Source organism: Hymenobacter psoromatis (assembly GCF_020012125.1).
Lineage (GTDB): Bacteria > Bacteroidota > Bacteroidia > Cytophagales > Hymenobacteraceae > Hymenobacter > Hymenobacter psoromatis.
This window is the reverse complement of sequence record NZ_JAIFAG010000001.1, coordinates 543430-563408: the sequence shown is the minus strand read 5'-3', so window position 1 is coordinate 563408 and position 19979 is coordinate 543430. Positions and strand designations below refer to the sequence as shown.

Sequence of the window (19979 nt, the reverse complement as noted above, 5' to 3'; positions counted from 1 at the left end):
TTAACGAATACTTATTAAAATTGCCCTTCGGCCCCGCCGCCGCCCGAGTGGCCGCCGCCGAACTGGAAGCCGGCTTCGGGCGCGGCGGGCGCGTGGGCCGTTTGGGCGGTGAGGAGGGTTTCGAGCTTGAAGTGAGGTTCCGCGTCTTCATCGGCGGCGGCGGTGAGGCCGTGGCGCGGGGTGCGCAGGTAGCGCAGCGCCGCCAGGGCCACGGCCAGTAGCAGCGCCCCGCCGATGGCCGACGCTACCGCCGGCGGCAGCAGCGAGTGGTACGTGCGCAACGTGAAGAGCGAAAACGCCAGCGCCAGCAGGCCCATGCTCAGCAGTAGCCGGTCGTGGCGGCGCAGGCCCAGCATTATATATAGCAAGGGAATACCCGCCGTGAAAGCCCAAAACAGGAAGGCCAGCGGAATCTCGGCCGAAGGGCTACCCCCTCCCAGCAGCTCGGCGTTGCCCTCGCGCACTACCAAGTAGTTGCCGGCCAGGTAAAGCGTGGCCAGGCCCAACGTACGCAGCACCAGCCCGGCCGAGCGGTAGTAGAAATAATCAGCCCGCGCCGGCAGCCGCCGCAGCGCCAGCAGCAGCGCGCCGCTGGCTGCCAGCACGGCAAAGGGTAGGAGCAGCCGGCCGGCGCTACTTTGCAATAGGCCATTAGCTAGTAAGGATAAAGCTATTACGAACGTGGCGGCGGCCACTATCGGGTCGGCGTAGCGGAGCAGGGCGGCCAGTAGCACCAGCAGCACGGGCAGCAGCCAGAGCCAGAGCGCGGGGTTGCCGAGCGAGTCGGATAGCACGTCGCGCAGCCCATACGCCACTAAGAACCCCCAAGCCAGCAGCGCGCAGTAGAGCAGCGCATTATCAAGGCCCGAGCGGTAGTGGCGAAAATTTTTGATGACTAGCTCCAGACCAACCAGGCAGCCAATTATAATTAATATGCTATATAAAATCGGACTGACATCAAAGCCAGTTAGTGTCCCGGCCATCCCGGCCAGGCTGCCAATACCAAAGAGGGAGGCTATGAAGAGGCCAACGCGCAAAAACAGGATTGGGCGCTCGTAGCCCATCGGGTAGGCCGCCTCGATGGCCACTTGCTGGGCGGCCGTGAGCAGGCCGCGGCGCTGCCAGCGCCGGGCGGCTTGGCGCAGGGCATCGTTTTCGGCCCATGCCAGGGGGTAGGCGTACCAGCTCATTTGAGACGCAGGATTTTTTTAATTTTGACAAAAAACAGCACCAGCGCGCCGAGCGTGAGCGGAAAGTAGAGCGCGCCTAAGCCAAACAGTAAATCCTCCAACTGCCCGGCTTGCAGCAACCTATACAGGCCTACCGTGCCCACCACGTAGCTGTAGCCCACAGCTAGTAGCAAAAATAAATACGACTGCGTACGCCGGGCATACCAGACCAGTCCCGCGCAAATACCCAGTACCAGCAGCCAGCAGCTAACAGCTGCCAGCCCCGTACGCTCAAAAAATAGGCTGGTGGCCGATAGCAGCGCCAGATTGCTACCCAGCAGCAAATACGTATAAGCAAAATGCGCCTTGCGCTGCCAGCGCTCCGAGGCCAGCCCGGCGGCCACCAGCGCCAGGCCCAGCCCCAGCGCCGGCCGGCTGAGGATGGCCTGAAGATAATCGGTGTTCTGAAATACCGCCAGCGGGGCCACGCTTACCCCTACCCAGGCGGCCAGCGCCGTAACGGCCATGCTGAGCACGCCCCGGTGGTCGTAGCGGTAGGCCAGGGCAAAAAACAGCACGGCTGGTAGTAGCGTCACCAGCCCGTAGCGGGTGCCAAACACGCCGTAGGCGTACTGCACGTAGCCCTCTAGCACTAAAAACAAGAGGCAGCCGAGCAGCAGCAGGTAGTCGGCGGCGATACGCGTGCGTGGGGCCTCGCCCCAGGTAAAAGCCGGCCGGTGCCGCGCCGCGTAGGTAAAGCTGGCTACCATCAGCAGGGCGATGAGGGCCGTAATAGCTTCCTGCCCCAGACTATCGCGGTTTTCGTAGATGAGCACGCCCAGGCCGCCCACTAGCAGCACGCTACCCACATAAAGCAGCGCCCGCAGCTCGTAGTGCAGCGAGAAGGGCCGGGTACGTTCATCGTCGGCGATGGCAGCGGCCTGGGCGGGGGGTAGCAGGTCGTCGGCCACGAGCCGGGCTAGTAAGCGGGCGGTAGGAATCGCCATGTGAGTGAAAGCCAGGTGAAATCAACCGTAAACATAGGCTGGGTTAGGGGCGAAATTTGCATTGGTCTGCCCCAACTGCTGCCCGGCCCCGTGCGTAAGCAGGGCCTACCCCCTCCCGTTGCTCCAATGGCCGAACTGCGTATTCAACCCAAAAAGTCGGCCCCGAGCCCTTGGCTGCTGGTCGCCCTCGCGCTGCTGGTGCTGGCCGCGGCGACTTATTTCTTCCTGCGGCCCGACCCAGCCGACGAGCCGGCCCGGCCCGTGCCAGCCTCAGCTACCGCGCCGGCCCCTGGCCTGCCGCCCGGTGCCTCCGCCTCCGCCGACTCGTTGGTGCGGGCCGTACCCCTGGCGACCGACTCGGCTGCTACCGCGCCGCCCGCTACCGCCGCTAGTCCCGCCCGCGCGGCGCTGCTTCGGCTCAGCCCTGCCCTCACGCAGCTCGTGGACCGGCCCGACCTGCGCGACGATGCTACCGTGCGCGAGCAGCGCGACAATTTTACCAGCGCCACCGCCCGCCTCGAAGATGGCGACCCGCGGGCGAGCCTGCGCCCCGGCCTAGTGGCCGCCGCCAACCTGCTGCTGGCGGTGCAGCAAAAGGCCTACCCCAACCTCGATGCCGAAGCCAACGGTCTCGTGCGCCAAGCTACCCAGCTTTCGGGCCGCGATACTACGCCCGCCGAGCAAGCGCAGAACCAAGAATACCTGCGTAATGCGGCCAGCCTGCTCAATACTATGAGTTACCCCGCTGCCGACGTGCTTTAACTTCCACGCTAGCAAGTATATGAACCCTCCCCTGCTACGTCGCCTGCGTGACCTGCCCACCTTCGAAATGGTGCCCGGCGACCCCGACCCGCGCGGCTGGGTCGTGCGCGGCCGCGACGGTCTACCCCTCGGCACGGTGCACGAACTGCTGGTTGACCCCGCCGCCCGGCGCGTGTTGTACCTCGACGTGGAGCTAGCCGCTGGCTTGCCCGGCCTGCCGCTGCCCGCGCCCCACGCCGACCAGCACATCCTGCTGCCGTTGACTGCCGTCAACCTCGACACAGAGGGTAGCAGCGTGTTCGTCACGGCCCTTAGCCAAGCTACCGTGCATGCCTACCCGCTATTCTTGGACTTCATTCTGCCCGCCGAGTTTGAGGCCGCCATGCGCCAAGCGTTGGAGATTACTGGTTCCTGATTTCTGGTTTGAACGACAACCACGCACTAGGAACGCCGGACCATATTGGCCACAGCTTCTATCCATTGCGGCTCCGAGTTGAGCGAGGGCACCAGCTGCCAATGCTCACCGCCGTTTTCCTCGAACAATTCGCGGAATTCCATCCCGACTTCGATAGTCGTTTCGAGGCAGTCGGCCACAAAAGCCGGTGAAAAGGCCAGTACGCTCTTAATGCCTTTGGCCGGAAATTCCTTGAGCACCTCGTCAGTGTAAGGTTTCAGCCAGGGGTCACGCAGGCGGCTTTGCAGGCGGCTCTGAAACGTCACCGTGTACTGGTCGTCGCGCAGGCCCAGGCCCGCCGCCACTAGCCGCGAGGTGGCAAAACACTGCGCTCGGTAGCAATATTGGTTGGCCGGCGTCAGCGAGTTGCAGCACGCCCCAAACTGGCAGTAGTTGGTGGGGTCGCCCTTCTTCACATGCCGCTCTGGAATGCCGTGGTAGCTCAGTACTACGTGGTCAAACGAGCGCTCGGCCATCGCGGCCCGGCCCCGCGCCACAATGCTGGCAATGAAGCCCGGCTCCGTAGCAAACTGGCTGATAAAGTTAATGCTGGGTACTATCCACCAGTCTTTTACAATATCCATCACCTTCTCCTGGACCGAGCCCGTGCTGGCCGCCGCGTACTGCGGAAACAGGGGTAGGACGATGATGCGGTCCACGGCCGCAGCGCGCAGCTCTTCCAGCGCCGTCTCGATGCTGGGCTTCTGGTAGCGCATCCCGAAGGCCACCACGTACTCCTCGCCCAGCGCCTGCTGCACCGCGGCTTTCAGGTCGAGGCCGTGGAAAAGCAGCGGTGAGCCGCGCTCGGCATCCCACAGCTCCTGGTATATTTTGGCCGATTTGGGGGCCCGTAGCGGCACTATCAGCCCCCGAAAGAGGGGGTAGCGCACGGCGGCCGGCATGTCTACCACGCGGCCGTCAGTCAGAAACTCATTAAGGTAGCGGCGCACGTCGCTGGTTTGGGGCGAGTCGGGCGTGCCGAGGTTCACCAATAGTAGGCCAATGCGGCGGGAGGGGGTAGGCATTATTCTTTGGCTGGTAGCTGTTGGCCGGTAGCTGGTAGCTTTTGAAAGGCTAGCCGCCGCCGGCTGGCAGCCCGTTTCATATACAGATTACTACCTAAACTAAAAAGGCAGCTTTTCGGCTTCATTCCGATTACAAAAAAAGCTATCTGATAACCGCCAACTGCTAACAGCTTAAAGCCGCCGTACCTTTGCAGGCTGATTTTCAAAACTATCCCTAACTTATATTTATCGTGAGTCCCGAACCTACGCCGCATCGCGCCGGCTTTGTCAGCATCATTGGCAAGCCCAACGTGGGCAAATCTACGCTGATGAATGCGCTTGTGGGCGAGCGCCTGAGCATCGTTACGAGCAAGGCCCAAACCACGCGCCACCGCATCCTGGGCATTCTCAACGGCGCTGATTTTCAGCTGGTTTACTCCGATACGCCCGGCATTATTCAGCCCAAATACGAGCTGCACAACGCCATGATGGCCTTCGTGTACTCGTCGCTGGAGGATGCAGACGTGATTTTATTCGTCACCGACATCTACGAAAAGCACGACGAAGAACCCGTGGTGGAACGCCTGCGCAATACTGTGGACACGCCCATCTACATCTTGGTCAATAAGATAGACCAGGCTGACCAAGCCGAAGTAGAAGCCAAGCTCGCCTACTGGAAAGAGCAGCTGCCCAACGCCACCGACGTGCTGCCCATTTCGGCCCTCAACTCCTTCGGCACCGAGCGCGTGTTGCAGCTGGCCCTGGCCAGCCTGCCCATTCACCCGCCCTACTACCCCAAAGACGAGCTGACCGATAAGCCCGAGCGCTTTTTTGCCGCCGAAATGGTACGTGAGAAAATCTTCAAGCTCTATAAAAAAGAGGTGCCATACAGTTGCGAAGTCACCATCGAAGAGTTTAAGGAAGACGACGATATTATCCGCATCCGGGGCGTGATTTACGTGGAGCGCAATAGCCAGAAGGGTATCATCATTGGGGCTAAGGGTGAGGCGCTGAAGAAGGTCGGCACCTGGGCGCGGGAGGAAATGGAGAAATTCTTCCGGAAAAAAGTGTTCCTGGAATTGTTCGTGAAAGTGAACGAGAACTGGCGCACCGATGCCAAAGCGCTCGCCCGCTTCGGCTACCAATAGTCAATGTACAGAACGTCATGCCGACCGAAGGGAAGCATCTCGCTCGCAGCAGTAATCTCAACCGTTTGCAGCTAGTGCACTATGCGAGATACTTCCTCCGGTCGGCATGACAATAAGATAATACCGACCTTAATTCACCTACCTACTCCGGGTACTGCCGCGCCATTGGTCGGGCCGGCGGCTGGAGCCAACTACATGAATACCATTGCAATAGTGGGCCGCCCCAACGTGGGCAAGTCCACCCTCTTTAACCGCTTGGTGGGCCGCCGCCAGGCCATTATGGACAACCAGAGCGGGGTGACCCGCGACCGTCATTACGGCTACGGCGACTGGACGGGCCACAACTTCACCGTGATTGACACGGGTGGCTACGTGCACAACTCGGACGATATTTTCGAGAGCGAAATCAACCGCCAAGTGAAGCTGGCTATCGACGAGGCCGACGTTATCCTGTTCATGGTTGATGCCGACGCTGGTATGCAGGGCCTCGACGAAGAATTTGCTGAAGTGCTACGCCGCTACATCAGCAAAAAGCCCATTTACCTGGTTGCTAATAAGGCCGATACCAACTTGCGGGCCCAAGGCTCGGGTGAATTTTACGCCCTGGGCCTCGGCGATACAGAAGTATTCGCCATTAGCTCAGCGAATGGCTCGGGCACCGGCGAATTGCTGGATGCCGTTGTCAGCCACTTCGACGAAGTAGGAGAGGAAGAGCCCAATGCCGGCCTGCCGCGCATTGCCATTCTTGGCCGCCCCAACGTGGGTAAGTCGTCGTTTGTCAACTTGTTGCTGGGCGAAGAGCGTAGCATCGTAACCGACATTGCCGGTACCACCCGCGACGCTATCGAGGCTAAATACAGCGCTTTCGGCCATGAGTTTATGCTGGTCGATACGGCTGGCCTGCGCCGCAAAGCGCGGGTGAACGAGGACGTCGAATTTTACTCCAACATGCGTACCCTGCGCGCTATGGAGGCCAGCGACGTGTGCGTGGTCATGCTCGATGCCAGCCGCAGCATTGAAGCCCAGGACGTGAGCATCATCGCCCTGGCCGACAAGAACCGCAAGGGCATCGTTATCCTGGTGAATAAGTGGGACTTAATCGAGGGCAAGGAGACGAATACGGCCCGTGATTTTGAAGCCAAAATCATGGAGAAAATCGCGCCCATCGCCTACCCCCCCGTTTTGTTCGTGTCGGTGCTCAATAAGCAGCGGGTGCACAAAGCGCTGGAAGTCATCATGGAAGTGTATGCGAACAAGCGCAAGAAAATCCCGACTTCCCAGCTCAACGACGTGATGCTGAAGGAGATTGAGAAGTACCCGCCGCCCATTCAGAAGGGCAAGATGGTGCGCATCAAGTACGCTACGCAGCTACCCACGCACAACCCAGTGTTTGCTTTCTTCTGCAACCTGCCGCAGTATATCCCCGATTCTTACGCCCGCTACCTCGAAAACCGGCTGCGCGAGCACTTCGACTTTACGGGCGTACCCATTGGCCTAGCCTTCCGCAAAAAATAATGAATTTTTCCTGAAGTTTAAGGTTACCTCGACACTAAACGAGTATTAAGGGCAAAGTCACCAAAACCCTTTTCTTCCTTCCTCATGAAAAAAGTATTGTTCCTCGCCCTGGCCGCTGCTTCCTTCTCCTTCACTTCCTGCGACAGCAAGAAAGAAGATGCAATGGAAGCCCAAGGCAATGCCGTGAAAGCCGAAGGCGAAGCTAAAGCTGACGTGCTAGAAGAGAAGGCAGATGCCGTTCGCGACTCGGCCGATAAAAAAGGCGAAGCCATCGGCGATGCTGCTGATGCTAAAGACCCTAAGTAATTCTTTTGGCCAGGAATAAGCAGTTCCGGCCACGCACAAAACGGCCCCGCCTGGTTGGGCGGGGCCGTTTTGTGCGTGGCCGGAACTGCTTATTGGCATGTATTTTGCTGGGTAAGTGCAAAATTCAACAGCTCAGTAACTAACTGATTTATAAAATAATATCAGTAAATTTAGAGCCGGGGTAATCTTTTGTTAATGGAAGCACTCTTGTAAGAGTGCAACTTTCCATTTATCTTTCCGCACCCAATTCCAATACCCATGACAACTCTCCTTCTCGCAGCGCTGCTGGCCGGTACTCCGACCGCTAAAAACACCCAGGCTACTACGTTGGCACTTGTGCCAGTGGCCATTACGCAAACTACTCCCGGCCAAGCTCCCATGAGCAAATCCGAGCTAAAGCAGCGCCGTAAGGTGCGCCGGCAGAACGGCCCGCAAGTCTACAAAGGCACGGTAGCTGAGCAAAATCGTATTCTTACCGATGCGGCTGGCTCTGAGAAAGAAGACGGCACCACGGAAACGCCCCGCAAAGAGCGCAAAAACAAGAAGAACTAACCTAGTAGCGGTAAGCACCAAAGAGGGGGTAGGCTGACAGTGGTCGGCCTACCCCCTCTTTTTTTGGAAACGCCAGTTCTCCTGGTGAGCCAAAAAACCGCGCTGCCCTACCCCAGGCGGTGGCGCAGAATGGCTTCGACTTCTTCGAGCAAACGGCGTGGCTCGTAGGTGCGCCAGGCTAGGTCGTCGAGCTGCCCGCCAAAGTTAATGTAGTGGTCGAGGCTGTACTGCGCCATTTCGCGGCGCACGTGGTCCTGAAAATTAATACCCGCAATCCAGCCCTCCTCTACTTCCTCAAACCACTCCTCGTAGTAGCTGTCGTCGGAGCCGTGAAAGTTGAATACGTTCTCGCCAATGAGAATAAAGCGCCGGATACCTTCGTGCACCAGCACGTCCAGAATATTGCGCTTAAGCTGCATGATGTCGTTTTCAATGGCATCGTTCCACTCGCCGATAAACTCCAGGATAGCAACTCCATCGTCGTAGTCGGCCCACAGAATCTTGAAAAACAGCGTATCTGACTCCAAGCTATCCCATTGGGGATGAATGTAATACCCGTAGATGGTATTGCTGTACGTATCGAGGCTATATTCGACCCCGAAGAGCGGGGAGCGCGGGTCTTCAGCAGCCGAGTACTGCTCAATCCAGTTGTAGTAGGGTTCGATGGTATGCATAGCAAGGGGGCGGGCGCAGGCGAGCCGCTTAGCAAAACCCTACCCTGCCCGAATCGTTCGGCCAGGGCTGCGCGGCGGCCTGCTTCCGGCTGATTATCAAGCCTAATTATTATGAAGTATGGGCTGCCAGAGCCGCCCGCACCGAGCCGTGCTGCCGGAGCAGCGCGGCGGCCGCGGCGGCTGGAATGGCTAGCTCATCCATCAGCATTCGCTGGCCGCGCGCCACGAGCTTGTCGTTGCTGAGCTGCATATCCACCATTTTATTGCCCCGCACGCGGCCCAGCCGGATAAAGGTGGCCGTGGTCAACATATTGAGCACCAGCTTTTGGGCAGTACCGGCCTTGAGGCGGGTGCTGCCCGTGACAAACTCGGGGCCGGTCACGACTTCCACCGGAAACTCGCAGGCCGCCGCTACCACCGAACCTGCGTTGCAGACCACGCAGCCGGTGGCCAGCCCGGCCGCCCGCGCCGCTTGCAGGCCGCCCACCACGTAGGGCGTACGCCCCGAGGCGGCGATACCCACCAAAACGTCCTTCTCATTAGCGTTAAATGCTTGTAAATCAACCCACGCCTGCGTAGCGTTGTCCTCCGCACCCTCCACGGCCTGGCGAATGGCCCCGTCGCCGCCAGCCATAATGCCCACCACCAGCCCGGCGGGTACTCCGAACGTGGGCGGGCATTCTGAAGCATCCACTACCCCCAGCCGGCCGCTGGTACCCGCCCCAATGTAGAAGAGCCGCCCGCCGGCCCGCAGCCGGGCCACCACGGCTTCCACCAGCCGCTCGACCTGGGGTAGGGCCTTTTGCACGGCCAGCGGCACGGTCTGGTCGAGCTGGTTCAGGCCGGCCAGCAGGGCAGCCGTGGGTAGGGTTTCGAGGTTATCGTACTCGGAAGCGGTTTCAGTGGTCATGCGGGGGGTAAGCAAGCTTTAGCTTGCTGAATCATTGGCGGGAATCAGCCACGCACGGTAAGCTAGATGCTTACCCTATGCTAAACGGCCAATAATGGTAAACTTATCAAATACCGTGGCCAGGTGCGGCGCGTCTTCGTCCAGCTCGTGGGTCAGGTCCTGGCCGGCCCAATGCTCGTAGTGGTTACCCCGCTGCCAGAGGCGCGAGCGGGCCACATCATAAATAGTACCCTGGTAGGCCACCCAGATTTCATCGCGGTCCTGCCCATTGCGCAGCGCCAATTGGCTGCGGGTGTAGGTTTTCAACTCCTGGTTCGCAGTTCCTGGTTCTTGGTTACCAGCCTTATTTTTCTCACTCATTATAAACTCTTTATCAAAAGTTAATACCGAATAAAACCAGGAATTTACGCCTACCCCAACAGCGCCTGGGTGCGCACCCAGCGCTGCGGCAGGTCGCCCTGGGCCGCTTGCAGGTAGTCCTGGTGGGTGCAGGGCACGATGCGTTTGAGGGAATGGTCGGCCATACTTTCGACTTCCATCCACCATTTATTATCGGTATCGAGGCGGCGCGATTTATAAAAGACCAGCTCGGAGGGCTCGCCGTGGGCTTTACCGGGTAGCACCAGCGTGTAGGTGAGGAAGCGGTAGGTACCAAAGCCCGTTTCGGGCCGCCGGTGGTAATAGCCCTCCATAAAATACCAGAGCATGGTGGCCAGCGTGGCGGCGGCCAGGCCGTGGGGGTCGTGGTCGGGCCGGTAGCCGTAGAGGCCGAGGGAGGTCAGCTGCTCGTTGTGGCCCGCGTACCAGCAGAGCTGCGCCGCATCTTCATTACCCAGGCCAAAGGGGCTGGCGGGGTAGTAGCCGGGCGCGTCCTGCCAGCGCAGAGCGGCGATGTCGAAGCTCAAGAAATTGGCCTGGCGCAGGGCGGGCTCAGCACGGGTGTGGTCGCGGCGCAGTTCGCCCACGCTCATCGTTTCGAAGTGCAGCTTCTCGAACGCGGCCAGGATTTCGGGCGGCGTGAGGTACTGTTGGTGGCCCAGGTGCGCGCAGCTAAACACGAAGTTGGGCGTGTGCATGAGCAGGCGGCGCAAGTGGCTGTGCTCGGCCGGCGTGCCGGGGTTGGGCCGTAGCATATCGGGCTGCGCGTCAACTACGGCAAAGTTAATGGACTGGCCCAGCGCCTCATACGCCAGAAACTGGCCATAGTCGAGGTCGTGGCCACCACCCAGCAGCAGCGGCACCGTATTGGCTTCGAGCAGCGCGGCCACGATTTCGCGCAGGCGCTGGTAGGTGTCTTCCAGGGTGAGGCCGGGGCGTAGGTTGCCCAGGTCCACGAGCCGTAGCGGGCGGTTGCCTTTTTGGAGCTGGTAGAGGCGTTCGCGCACGCGGTTGGCCCCGTGCTGGGCGGGCGCGCCGGCCACCGTGCCGCGCCACTCATCGAGACCAATGAGTGCCAGGTCGGCCGCGCGCCAGTTGGGAAAGGTTTCGCCAAAGCTGGTTACGTAGGCTCCCACGCTGGTGGGCACGGCGGCGGGGGTAGTCAGCGCCTCGGGTAGCGGGTCAAAATAGAGGGCCAGATTCATGCGTCGGTGCTCAAAACTCGCGGCAGGCCGCGGCGAGCGAGCCCAAAAATACGCCCTACCCCCGCCAAATCAGTCAGCCCGCGCTTGGCCTGGCGGTTCATTATCACTTGACTTTGGCCAAAACCTCGTTTATTTAGCCTCGCAATTCCCTACCCCCTCCTCGCCCTCGTGCCCATGCTCGCCCGCCGCTCGTTTGATATTATCGCCGCTCAGCTCGAAAGCTTCCCGAAGTCCGACTCCCTCGCCGCCAAAATCAATGGCCACTACGAGCCCCTAAGCACGCAGCAGGTGCAGGAGCAAACCAACCTGGTAAGCCTGGGCCTGCTCAAATTAGGACTTAAAAAAGGGGATAAAGTCGCCATTATCAGCATGAACCGGCCCGAGTGGCTGCTTGCCGACTTTGGCATTGCGCAGCTAGGGGCAGTGAGTGTACCCATGTACCCGAGCATTACGGTCGAGGATTACAAGTACATTTTCACCGACGCGGGTGTGCGGGCAGTGTTCGTGTCCGACCAGCACCTCTACGATAAAGTAAAAGAGGCCACGGCGGACCTCGACATTCCGGCCGAAAACGTGTTTACGTTTGATAAAGTCGGCAGCGGCCGGCACTTCAGCGAACTGCTGGAACTGGGCCGCCAAGGCAACCCCGCTGACCTGGAGCCGCTTAAAGCCGCCGTGCTGCCTGGCGACCTGCTCACGCTCATCTACACCAGCGGCACCACCGGCCAGCCCAAGGGCGTGATGCTCAGCCACGAGAACCTACTCAGCAACTGCCGCAACTCGTCGGTGGCCGTGCCCGTAGGCCAAGAAGATAAAGCTTTGAGTTTCTTGCCTTTGTGCCATATTTTCGAGCGTATGGTAACGTATTTATACCTGATGCACGGCGTGAGTATCTACTACGCTGAGAGCATGGAAACCATCGCCGACAACCTGCGCGAGGTGAAGCCGAGCATCTTTACTACCGTGCCGCGCCTGCTTGAAAAAGTGTACGACCGCATCGTGGCCAAGGGCCACGAGCAAACCGGTATTAAGCACAAGCTCTTTTTCTGGGCCCTGGACTTAGGCCTGAAATACGACACGCAGAAAGACCAGGGTTTTCTGTATAATACCGAATTAGCGTTGGCTAATAAGCTCATTTTCAATAAATGGCGCGAGGCGCTGGGCGGCAATCTGCGCTGCATTGTGAGCGGCGGCGGGGCCTTGCAGCCGCGCTTGGCGCGGGTGTTCTGGGCGGCTGGCATCCGGGTAATGGAGGGCTACGGCCTCACCGAAACCTCGCCCGTGATTAGTGTGAACGGCTATGAGGCCAAGGATAATATGATTGGCGCGGTGGGTCCGCTCATCGAGCATATGGAGGTAAAAATTGCCGCCGATGGCGAAATTCTTACCCGGTCGTCGTCCGTGATGCTGGGCTACTACAACAAGCCCGAGCAAACGGCCGAGGCTATTGATGCGGATGGCTGGTTTCACACCGGCGACATTGGCGAGTTTGTGAACGGCCGCTTTCTCAAGATTACCGACCGCAAAAAGGAGATGTTTAAGACCAGCGGCGGTAAGTACATTGCCCCACAAGTTATTGAGAATAAGATGAAAGAGGACCCCTTCATCGAGCAGATGATGGTAGTGGGGGCCGACCAGAAGTTTGCCGGCGCGCTCATTATTCCCGCGTTTGACGAGCTGAAAAAATGGGCGAGCAAAAACGGGGTGACGGCCGGCTCAAATACTGAGCTGGTGCAACATGAGCAGGTAATTAAGCTCTACCATGAGCTGGTGAGTAAGTACAACCAAGGCTTCGCGCAGTGGGAACAAGTGAAAAAATCGGTGCTTCTGCCCGAGCAATGGACTGTAGAAACCGGCGAACTAACGCCCACTATGAAGGTGAAGCGCAAGGTGATAACGGAGAATAATAAGGATATTATCGAGGGCCTGTATAAGTAGCGTAGGGTAGGCTATAGCCTGCCGGAAACAGTCTCGCATATGGCGAGCTGGCGGCAGGCTGTAGCCTACCCTACACCTGCTCAACATAGTATGCAAGCCTAACAAATTTCTTCGTATGTTTACCGCACTTTCACTGCGATATGAAACCCGAAGAAACCGTTGACTACAACATAAAAGTGGCCTGGCACGCCATTTCGCGGATGTATAACGCGCAAGCCGCGCGCTACGACATCACGACGAGTATCGGCTTCGTGCTCCTCAATATTGACCAGGAGTTGGGTACGCCGGCCACCAAAATCGCGCCGCTGCTGGGCCTCGAAACCCGCTCGCTCACGCGCATCCTGCGCAGTATGGAGGAGAAGGGCCTGATTTATAAGCAGGCTGACACCCAGGACAAACGCTCGGTGCGCATTTTTCTAACCGAGTTGGGGCTAGAGAAGAAAGAAGTTTCGCGCCAGACGGTGCGGCATTTCAACTTGAAAATCCGCGACAAAATCTCGCAGAGCCAGCTTGATACCTTTTTCAAGGTGGCCAGCCAGATTACGAGCATGATTGAGGGTAAAACGCTCTTCGATGATTTTGAACTGAAGCCGCTGCGCACGGAAGCGGCCTGACGCAGCGCGGACTTGGTAGTCCACGTTGCGCTCGATTAACAGGTATACTACCCCACCCAACGCGGACTACCAAGTCCGCGCTACTTCTATATGAAACGCACAATCAAGAAAGTTGCCGTGCTGGGCTCCGGCGTAATGGGCTCGCGCATTGCCTGCCACTTCGCCAACATCGGCGTGCCGGTGCTGCTGCTCGACATCGCGCCGAAGGAATTGACGGCCGATGAGGAGAAAAAAGGCCTGAAGTTGGACGCGCCCGCTGTACGCAACCGCATCGTAAACAGCGCCTTGCAGGCGGCCGTGGTGGCCAATCCGTCGCCGCTCTACCGCAAGAGTGAGGTGAGCCGCATCAAGACCGGCAACTTCGATGATAACCTCCAGGAAATTGCGTCGTGCGACTGGGTAATTGAAGTGGTCGTAGAGCGGCTCGATATTAAAAAGAGCCTCTACGAGCGCGTAGAGCAATTTCGCAAGAAGGGTACGCTCATTACGAGCAACACCTCGGGCATCCCGATTCACCTGCTGGCCGAAGGCCGCTCAGAGGATTTTAAGGAAAACTTCGCGGGCACGCACTTCTTCAATCCGCCGCGGTATTTGAAGCTGCTCGAAATCATCCCTACCCCCAACACGAAGCCGGAAGTGGTTGATTTCCTGTTGCATTACGGCGATTTGTACCTGGGCAAAACGGTGGTATTGGCCAAAGACACGCCGGGCTTCATCGCCAACCGCGTGGGCGTATTTGCCCTACTCGACGCCATGCAAACCATGCAGAAGCTGGGCCTGACGGTGGAGGAAACCGACAAGCTCACCGGCCCGATTATCGGCCACGCCAAGTCGGCCACACTGCGCACCTCCGACGTGGTGGGTCTCGATACGACCATCAACGTAGCCAACGGCCTGGCCCAGGGCCTGCCCGACGACGAGGCCAAGGACGTGTTTGTGCTGCCCGATTTCGTGCAGAAAATGGGCGAGAGCAAGTGGCTGGGCGACAAAACCGGCCAGGGCTTCTACAAGAAAGTGAAGGGTGCGGACGGCAAGTCGGAAATCCACGCGCTCGACCTCAACACGCTGGAATATAAGCCTTCGCAGAAGGTGAAGTTTGCCACGCTGGAGCTCACCAAGAGCATTGATAAGCTGGCCGACCGCTTCAAGGTGTTGGTAACGGGCAAAGACAAGGCCGGCGAGTTTTACCGCCTGAGTTTCGGCAGCCTGTTCGCCTACGTGAGCAACCGCATTCCCGAAATCGCCGACCAGCTGTATAAGATTGACGATGCGCTGCGCGCCGGCTTTGGCTGGGAGCTGGGGCCGTTTGAGACTTGGGACGCTTTGGGCGTAGAAGCAGGGGTAGGGCTGGCCAAGGCCGCCGGGCGCACCGTAGCGCCGTGGGTGGAGGAAATGCTAGCCGCTGGCAATCAGACCTTTTACAAGGTCGAGAACGGCACCCGCAAGTTTTACGACAAGGCGAGCAAAGCTTACCAGCCAGTGGCGGGCGTGGAGAATTTCATTATTCTCGACAACCTGCGGGCCAGTGGCAAGGTGCTGTGGAAGAACGCCGGGGCCTCAGTTATCGACCTGGGCGACGGGATTCTGAACGTAGAGTTTCACTCTAAGATGAACTCGCTCGGCACCGACGTGATTCAGGGCCTTTTGAAGGGGGTAGAGATGGCCGAAGCCGGCTACCGCGGCCTCGTGGTGGGCAACGACGCGCCGAACTTCTCGGCCGGGGCCAACTTAGGCCTCGTGTACATGCAGGCGCTGGAGCAGGAATTTGACGAGTTGAACATGATGATTCAGCAGTTTCAGCAGGCCATGATGCGGATGCGCTACAGCAGCATTCCGGTGGTGGGCACCCCGCACGGCCTCACGCTGGGCGGCGGCTGCGAGCTCAACCTGCACTGCGACAAGGTAGTAGCCTCGGCCGAATCGTACATCGGCCTCGTAGAATTCGGCGTGGGTTTGATACCCGGCGGCGGCGGCACCAAGGAGATGACGCTGCGCACGGCCCTCAAGTACGAGGACGGCGAGCCCGAATTCAACCTGCTGCGCAACACCTACATGACCATCAGCACGGCCAAGGTTTCGACTTCGGCCGCCGAGGCATTCGACCTGGGCTTCCTGCGCCGGGGCGACGAGGTGGTGGTGAATCCCAACCGGGTAATTGCCCAGGCCAAGGCCGCCGCCACCGAGCTGGCCGACGCCGGCTACTCGCAGCCCAACCAGAAAACCAACATCAAGGTGCACGGCAAGGGCGCCATTGCCATGTTCCGCACCGGCGTGTACGCCATGCAGCAGGGCAATTACATCTCGAAGCACGATGAGCTGATTGCCAATAAGTTGGCCTACGTAATGTGCGGCGGCGACCTCTCCTCCCCTACCGAGGTGAGCGAGCAGTACCTGCTGGATTTGGAGCGCGAGGCGTTCCTCTCGCTCTGCGGCGAGCGCAAGACGCTGGAGCGGATTCAGTCGATTTTGACCACTGGCAAACCGTTGCGTAATTAATTATTTAGCACAGAGTTAAAGGAGGAAAAGGGAGTTTTTAAGAGTTTTCTCAGTGAAACTCCTTTTTCCTCCTTTAACTCTGTGCGAAAAAAATCCCACCCATAGTATCATGGCTAATACCGCATATATCGTGGCCGGCTTTCGCACGGCCGTTGGCAAAGCGCCGCGTGGCGTCTTCCGTTTCACCCGCCCCGACGACCTGGCGGCCGAGGTTATCAAGCACCTCGTGAAGTCGGTGCCGGCCCTGGACCCCAGCCGCGTCGACGACGTGATTGTGGGCAACGCCGTGCCCGAAGCCGAGCAGGGCCTGCAAATGGGCCGCCTCATCTCGCTGCTCGCGCTGCCTATCAACGTGCCGGGCCTCATCGTGAACCGCTACTGCGGCTCGGGCGTGGAAACCATTGCCATGGCCGTGGGCAAAATCACGGCTGGCATGGCCGAGTGCATCATCGCGGGCGGCACCGAAAGCATGAGCATGGTGCCCACCGTAGGCTGGAAAACCGTGCCCAACTACAAGCTCGCCAACGAGCACCCCGACTACTACATGGGCATGGGCCTCACCGCCGAAGCCGTGGCCAACGACTACAAAATCAGCCGCCAGGACCAGGACGAATTTTCCTACAACTCGCACCAGAAAGCTATCAAGGCTATCAAGGAAGGCAAGTTTGCTAAGAGCATCGTGCCCATCACGGTAGAGGAAACCTACCTCGACCAAGCCACCGGCAAGAAGAAAAACCGCTCCTACGTAGTCGATACCGACGAAGGTCCTCGCGCCGATACGTCTATCGAGGCGCTGGCCCGCCTGCGCCCCGTGTTCGCCGCCAACGGCTCGGTTACGGCCGGCAACTCGTCGCAAACCTCCGACGGCGCGGCCTTCGTGCTGGTAATGAGCGAGCGCATGGTGAAGGAGCTGAACCTGGAGCCCATCGCCCGCATGGTCACCTACGCTACCGAGGGCGTCGACCCGCGCATCATGGGCATGGGCCCGATTGCGGCCGTGCCGAAAGCCCTACGCCAGGCCGGTATGAAGTTGGCAGACATTGACTTGTTCGAACTGAACGAGGCCTTCGCCTCGCAGTCGCTGGCCGTGGTGCGCGAGTTGGGCATCAACACTGAAAAGCTAAACGTGAACGGCGGCGCCATCGCGCTGGGCCACCCACTGGGCTGCTCGGGCGCCAAGCTGAGCATCCAACTCTTCGATGAGCTGCGCGACCGGGGCCAGAAGTACGGCATCGTCACCGCCTGCGTGGGCGGCGGCCAGGGCGTAGCAGGGATTTATGAGCTGCTGAAGTAGGCCCTACCCCCGTCTGTCATGCTGACGAAGGAAGCATCTTATCAGGTTCACATATTGGATAAGATGCTTCCTTCGCCAGCACAACGGACGAATTTCCCTAAGACATGAAAAAGCGACTACGTAAGAAGCTAAAAATTAGAGAGTTTCAGAGAACTGGGTTTTCGGTAGGTCTTTACCTAAATTTTCTCACTGACGATACTAAAAGCTCTTACCCTTTCTGGCATAAGTTGACATCTTTTGTTGAGGCAAATGGCTTGTATGTTGAAGGGGCGATAAACGACTTCTCAATTTTTACCAACTACAATAAGATTCCTGTACCATCAATTAAGGAGTCCGACCGTCGTTTAATAAGGGATTGGTTACAGCAACAACTCGAAGTGAAAAACTTCAGAATTGGCCCGCCAACTGTAGACTGGCATCCTTTCTTTCACTAGTTGAGTCAAATTGATAAAACCCCATTCATCGGGGTTTTCTTTCCAATAAATAGTCGGCACGCCTAACATTTTTTACTTATCTTGCAACACTAATTCGGGCAGTGCGTTGTTATAATATACTCGGCACGCCTAACAGTTTCACTCCCACCTTATTCTAAGTACCATCATGGAAGTATCGAACAAAGCCGTCGTGAAAGGCGGCGAATTCATCATCAAGCCTACTGAGGCTCAAGACGTTTTCACGCCCGCCGACTTCACGGAGGAGCAGAACATGATGTACCAGACCTGCCTGGATTTCCTGGTGGCTGAGGTGCACCCGCTGCTGGAGCGCCTCGACAACCACGAGGAGGGCCTCATGCGCGGCCTGATGGAAAAGGCGGGTCAACTCGGCCTATTTGGGGTGAGCGTGCCAGTGCAGTTTGGCGGTCTCGATATGGACTTTCCGACCGCGTTGCGCGTGACGGAGGGGGTAGGCGGCGGCAACTCGTTTCCGGTGGCCTTTGCGGCGCACACGGGCATTGCCCTGCTACCAATTCTGTATTTCGGCACTGATGCGCAGAAGCAAAAATACATTCCCGGCCTCACGGATGGCACCCTGATGGGCGCTTACTGCCTGACGGAGCCCGGCTCGGGGTCCGACGCGCTGGGCGCGAAGACCAAAGCCGTGCTGAATGCCGAAGGCACGCACTACGTGCTAAACGGCCAGAAGATGTGGATTACCAACGCTGGCTTTGCCGACGTGTTTATCGTATTTGCCAAGATTGATGGCGAGCAGTTCACGGGCTTTATCGTGGACAAGGACACGCCTGGCCTGAGCCTCGGCAACGAGGAGCACAAGATGGGCATCAAGGGTTCTTCGACGCGCCAGGTATTTTTGAGCGATGCGCAGGTGCCCAAGGAAAACGTACTAGGTGAGATTGGCAAGGGCCACCTCATTGCCTTTAATGTGCTGAATATCGGCCGCGTCAAGTTGGCGGCGGCTTGCCTGGGCGGCGCGAAGGCAACGGCCACGCAGAGCGTGAAGTACGCCAATGAGCGCGTGCAGTTCAAGCTGCCCATCTCGAAGTTTGGCGCGATTCGCTATAAGCTGGCGCAGCAGGCCATTCGGATGTACGCCGTAGAATCGGCCATTTACCGCGCTGGCGAGGACATTTATCGCAAGGAGCAGGAGTTGCTGGCTAGCGGCCTGGGCACCAACGAAGCCTTGCTGGGCGCAGCCCGCGAGTTTGCCGTGGAGTGCGCTATTTTGAAAGTAGAGGGCTCGGAAGTACTTGATTACGTGACCGATGAGGGCGTACAGATTTACGGTGGCTATGGTTTTTCGGCCGACTACCCAATGGACCGCAACTACCGTGACTCGCGTATCAACCGGATTTTCGAGGGCACCAACGAAATCAACCGAATGCTGGCCGTCGATATGATTCTGAAGAAGGGTCTGAAAGGCGAAATCGACCTCATGGGTCCGGCCCAGGCTGTGCAGCAGGAGTTGATGAGCATCCCGAGCATGGGCGAGAGCGACGACTCAGCCTTCGCTAGCGAGAGAAAAGCCATTGCCAACATGAAAAAGGCCATCCTGATGGTAGCTGGCACGGCCGTGCAAAAATACATGAACTCGCTCGCCAAGGAGCAGGAAGTGCTAATGAATATCGCCGATATGGCCATTAAAACCTACACCGCCGAAAGCGTGCTGCTGCGCGTGGAGAAGGAAATCGCCGCCAAAGGCGAGGCTGCCCTGGCCCAACAGCTCGATATGGCCCGCGTGTACCTCTCCGACGCCATCGACCTAGTAGAAAAATCGGGCCGCGAAGCCATCGCCAGCATGACCGAAGGCGACGAGCAGCGCCTGCTGAGCATGGGCCTCAAACGCTTCACCAAGCCTGACCTTTTCAATGTGAAAGATGCCCGCCGCCGCGTGGCCGCCGGCCTCATCGAAGCCAACGAATACTGCTACTAGACCGCAGATTCAAACGGATTTAACTGATTTCACAGATACGCCGCTTATGCGGCTGACTGCTGGCTAATGCAAATAGACCAGGGCTGCTCTCACGAGCAGCCCTGGTCTATTTGCATCTTTTTGTTCATCCGAATATTCAGCCAGTATTACTCCAAAAAAGTCAGC

The 19979-nt window shown here is 58.5% G+C and carries 19 protein-coding genes; 12 read left to right on the top strand and 7 right to left on the bottom strand.

From position 1 onward, the window contains the following. Nucleotides 1-14 precede the first annotated feature (14 nt). Together LC531_RS02385 and LC531_RS02380 are read right to left on the bottom strand one after the other, a co-directional pair. Complete coding sequence (locus LC531_RS02385; RefSeq protein WP_223648730.1) at nucleotides 15-1190, bottom strand: hypothetical protein; 1176 nt, start codon at nucleotides 1188-1190, stop codon at nucleotides 15-17. Further along, nucleotides 1187-2176: a DUF2157 domain-containing protein gene (locus LC531_RS02380; protein ID WP_223648729.1), complete on the bottom strand. Its 990-nt coding sequence runs from the start codon at nucleotides 2174-2176 to the stop codon at nucleotides 1187-1189. Before LC531_RS02380 ends, LC531_RS02385 begins: the two co-directional genes overlap by 4 nt. A gap of 126 nt (nucleotides 2177-2302) precedes the next feature. On the opposite strand from LC531_RS02380, the gene LC531_RS02375 reads away from it, so the two are divergent. Beyond that, entirely contained in the window at nucleotides 2303-2938 is a 636-nt protein-coding gene (locus LC531_RS02375; RefSeq protein ID WP_223648728.1) for a hypothetical protein, read from the top strand. A 19-nt stretch (nucleotides 2939-2957) separates the two neighbouring features. After that, complete coding sequence (locus LC531_RS02370; protein ID WP_223648727.1) at nucleotides 2958-3353, top strand: PRC-barrel domain-containing protein; 396 nt, start codon at nucleotides 2958-2960, stop codon at nucleotides 3351-3353. 26 nt (nucleotides 3354-3379) lie between these two features. Here LC531_RS02370 and hemH read toward each other — a convergent pair whose 3' ends face one another. Then, nucleotides 3380-4417 carry a ferrochelatase gene (hemH, locus tag LC531_RS02365; RefSeq protein WP_223648726.1) on the bottom strand — a complete coding sequence of 346 codons (1038 nt, stop codon included), beginning with the start codon at nucleotides 4415-4417 and terminating at the stop codon, nucleotides 3380-3382. 230 nt (nucleotides 4418-4647) lie between these two features. Between hemH and era the strand changes: the two genes are divergently transcribed. The 4 genes from era (at nucleotide 4648) to LC531_RS02345 (ending at nucleotide 7917) form a co-directional block, all read left to right on the top strand. Then, a complete protein-coding gene (gene era / locus LC531_RS02360) occupies nucleotides 4648-5544 on the top strand; it encodes a GTPase Era (protein ID WP_223648725.1) in 897 nt (298 codons plus the stop codon). A gap of 195 nt (nucleotides 5545-5739) precedes the next feature. Continuing rightward, nucleotides 5740-7059, top strand: a complete 1320-nt coding sequence (der, locus tag LC531_RS02355) for a ribosome biogenesis GTPase Der (RefSeq protein ID WP_223648724.1) — start codon at nucleotides 5740-5742, stop codon at nucleotides 7057-7059. Between the two features lie 84 nt (nucleotides 7060-7143). Beyond that, nucleotides 7144-7365: a hypothetical protein gene (locus LC531_RS02350; protein ID WP_223648723.1), complete on the top strand. Its 222-nt coding sequence runs from the start codon at nucleotides 7144-7146 to the stop codon at nucleotides 7363-7365. A 258-nt stretch (nucleotides 7366-7623) separates the two neighbouring features. Then, nucleotides 7624-7917, top strand: coding sequence for a hypothetical protein (locus LC531_RS02345; RefSeq protein ID WP_223648722.1), 294 nt, complete (start codon nucleotides 7624-7626; stop codon nucleotides 7915-7917). A 107-nt stretch (nucleotides 7918-8024) separates the two neighbouring features. Here the strand turns inward: LC531_RS02345 and LC531_RS02340 are convergent, their stop codons facing one another. From LC531_RS02340 to LC531_RS02325, 4 genes are all read right to left on the bottom strand, one after another. Then, the gene (locus LC531_RS02340) at nucleotides 8025-8591 is read right to left on the bottom strand and encodes a hypothetical protein (protein WP_223648721.1); all 567 of its coding nucleotides are present in this window, start codon (nucleotides 8589-8591) and stop codon (nucleotides 8025-8027) included. A gap of 109 nt (nucleotides 8592-8700) precedes the next feature. After that, nucleotides 8701-9501: an N-acetylmuramic acid 6-phosphate etherase gene (gene murQ, locus LC531_RS02335; protein ID WP_223648720.1), complete on the bottom strand. Its 801-nt coding sequence runs from the start codon at nucleotides 9499-9501 to the stop codon at nucleotides 8701-8703. 75 nt (nucleotides 9502-9576) lie between these two features. Beyond that, on the bottom strand, nucleotides 9577-9861 hold the full coding sequence (locus LC531_RS02330) for a cytochrome b5 domain-containing protein (protein WP_223648719.1): 285 nt from the start codon (nucleotides 9859-9861) through the stop codon (nucleotides 9577-9579). Between the two features lie 50 nt (nucleotides 9862-9911). After that, nucleotides 9912-11084: a formimidoylglutamase gene (locus tag LC531_RS02325; protein ID WP_223648718.1), complete on the bottom strand. Its 1173-nt coding sequence runs from the start codon at nucleotides 11082-11084 to the stop codon at nucleotides 9912-9914. Nucleotides 11085-11258: 174 nt separating this feature from the next. Between LC531_RS02325 and LC531_RS02320 the strand changes: the two genes are divergently transcribed. The 6 genes from LC531_RS02320 (at nucleotide 11259) to LC531_RS02295 (ending at nucleotide 19814) form a co-directional block, all read left to right on the top strand. Further along, nucleotides 11259-13022, top strand: a complete 1764-nt coding sequence (locus tag LC531_RS02320) for an AMP-dependent synthetase/ligase (RefSeq protein WP_223653831.1) — start codon at nucleotides 11259-11261, stop codon at nucleotides 13020-13022. A gap of 140 nt (nucleotides 13023-13162) precedes the next feature. Then, nucleotides 13163-13636 (top strand): MarR family winged helix-turn-helix transcriptional regulator, encoded by a 474-nt coding sequence (locus LC531_RS02315; protein ID WP_223648717.1) that lies wholly within the window; start codon nucleotides 13163-13165, stop codon nucleotides 13634-13636. A gap of 90 nt (nucleotides 13637-13726) precedes the next feature. After that, nucleotides 13727-16132 carry a 3-hydroxyacyl-CoA dehydrogenase/enoyl-CoA hydratase family protein gene (locus LC531_RS02310; RefSeq protein ID WP_223648716.1) on the top strand — a complete coding sequence of 802 codons (2406 nt, stop codon included), beginning with the start codon at nucleotides 13727-13729 and terminating at the stop codon, nucleotides 16130-16132. A 109-nt stretch (nucleotides 16133-16241) separates the two neighbouring features. Beyond that, nucleotides 16242-17426, top strand: a complete 1185-nt coding sequence (locus LC531_RS02305; RefSeq protein ID WP_223648715.1) for an acetyl-CoA C-acyltransferase — start codon at nucleotides 16242-16244, stop codon at nucleotides 17424-17426. A gap of 104 nt (nucleotides 17427-17530) precedes the next feature. Continuing rightward, a complete protein-coding gene (locus LC531_RS02300; RefSeq protein WP_223648714.1) occupies nucleotides 17531-17860 on the top strand; it encodes a 50S ribosome-binding protein YggL in 330 nt (109 codons plus the stop codon). A gap of 166 nt (nucleotides 17861-18026) precedes the next feature. After that, nucleotides 18027-19814, top strand: a complete 1788-nt coding sequence (locus LC531_RS02295) for an acyl-CoA dehydrogenase family protein (protein WP_223648713.1) — start codon at nucleotides 18027-18029, stop codon at nucleotides 19812-19814. Nucleotides 19815-19979: the final 165 nt, after the last annotated feature.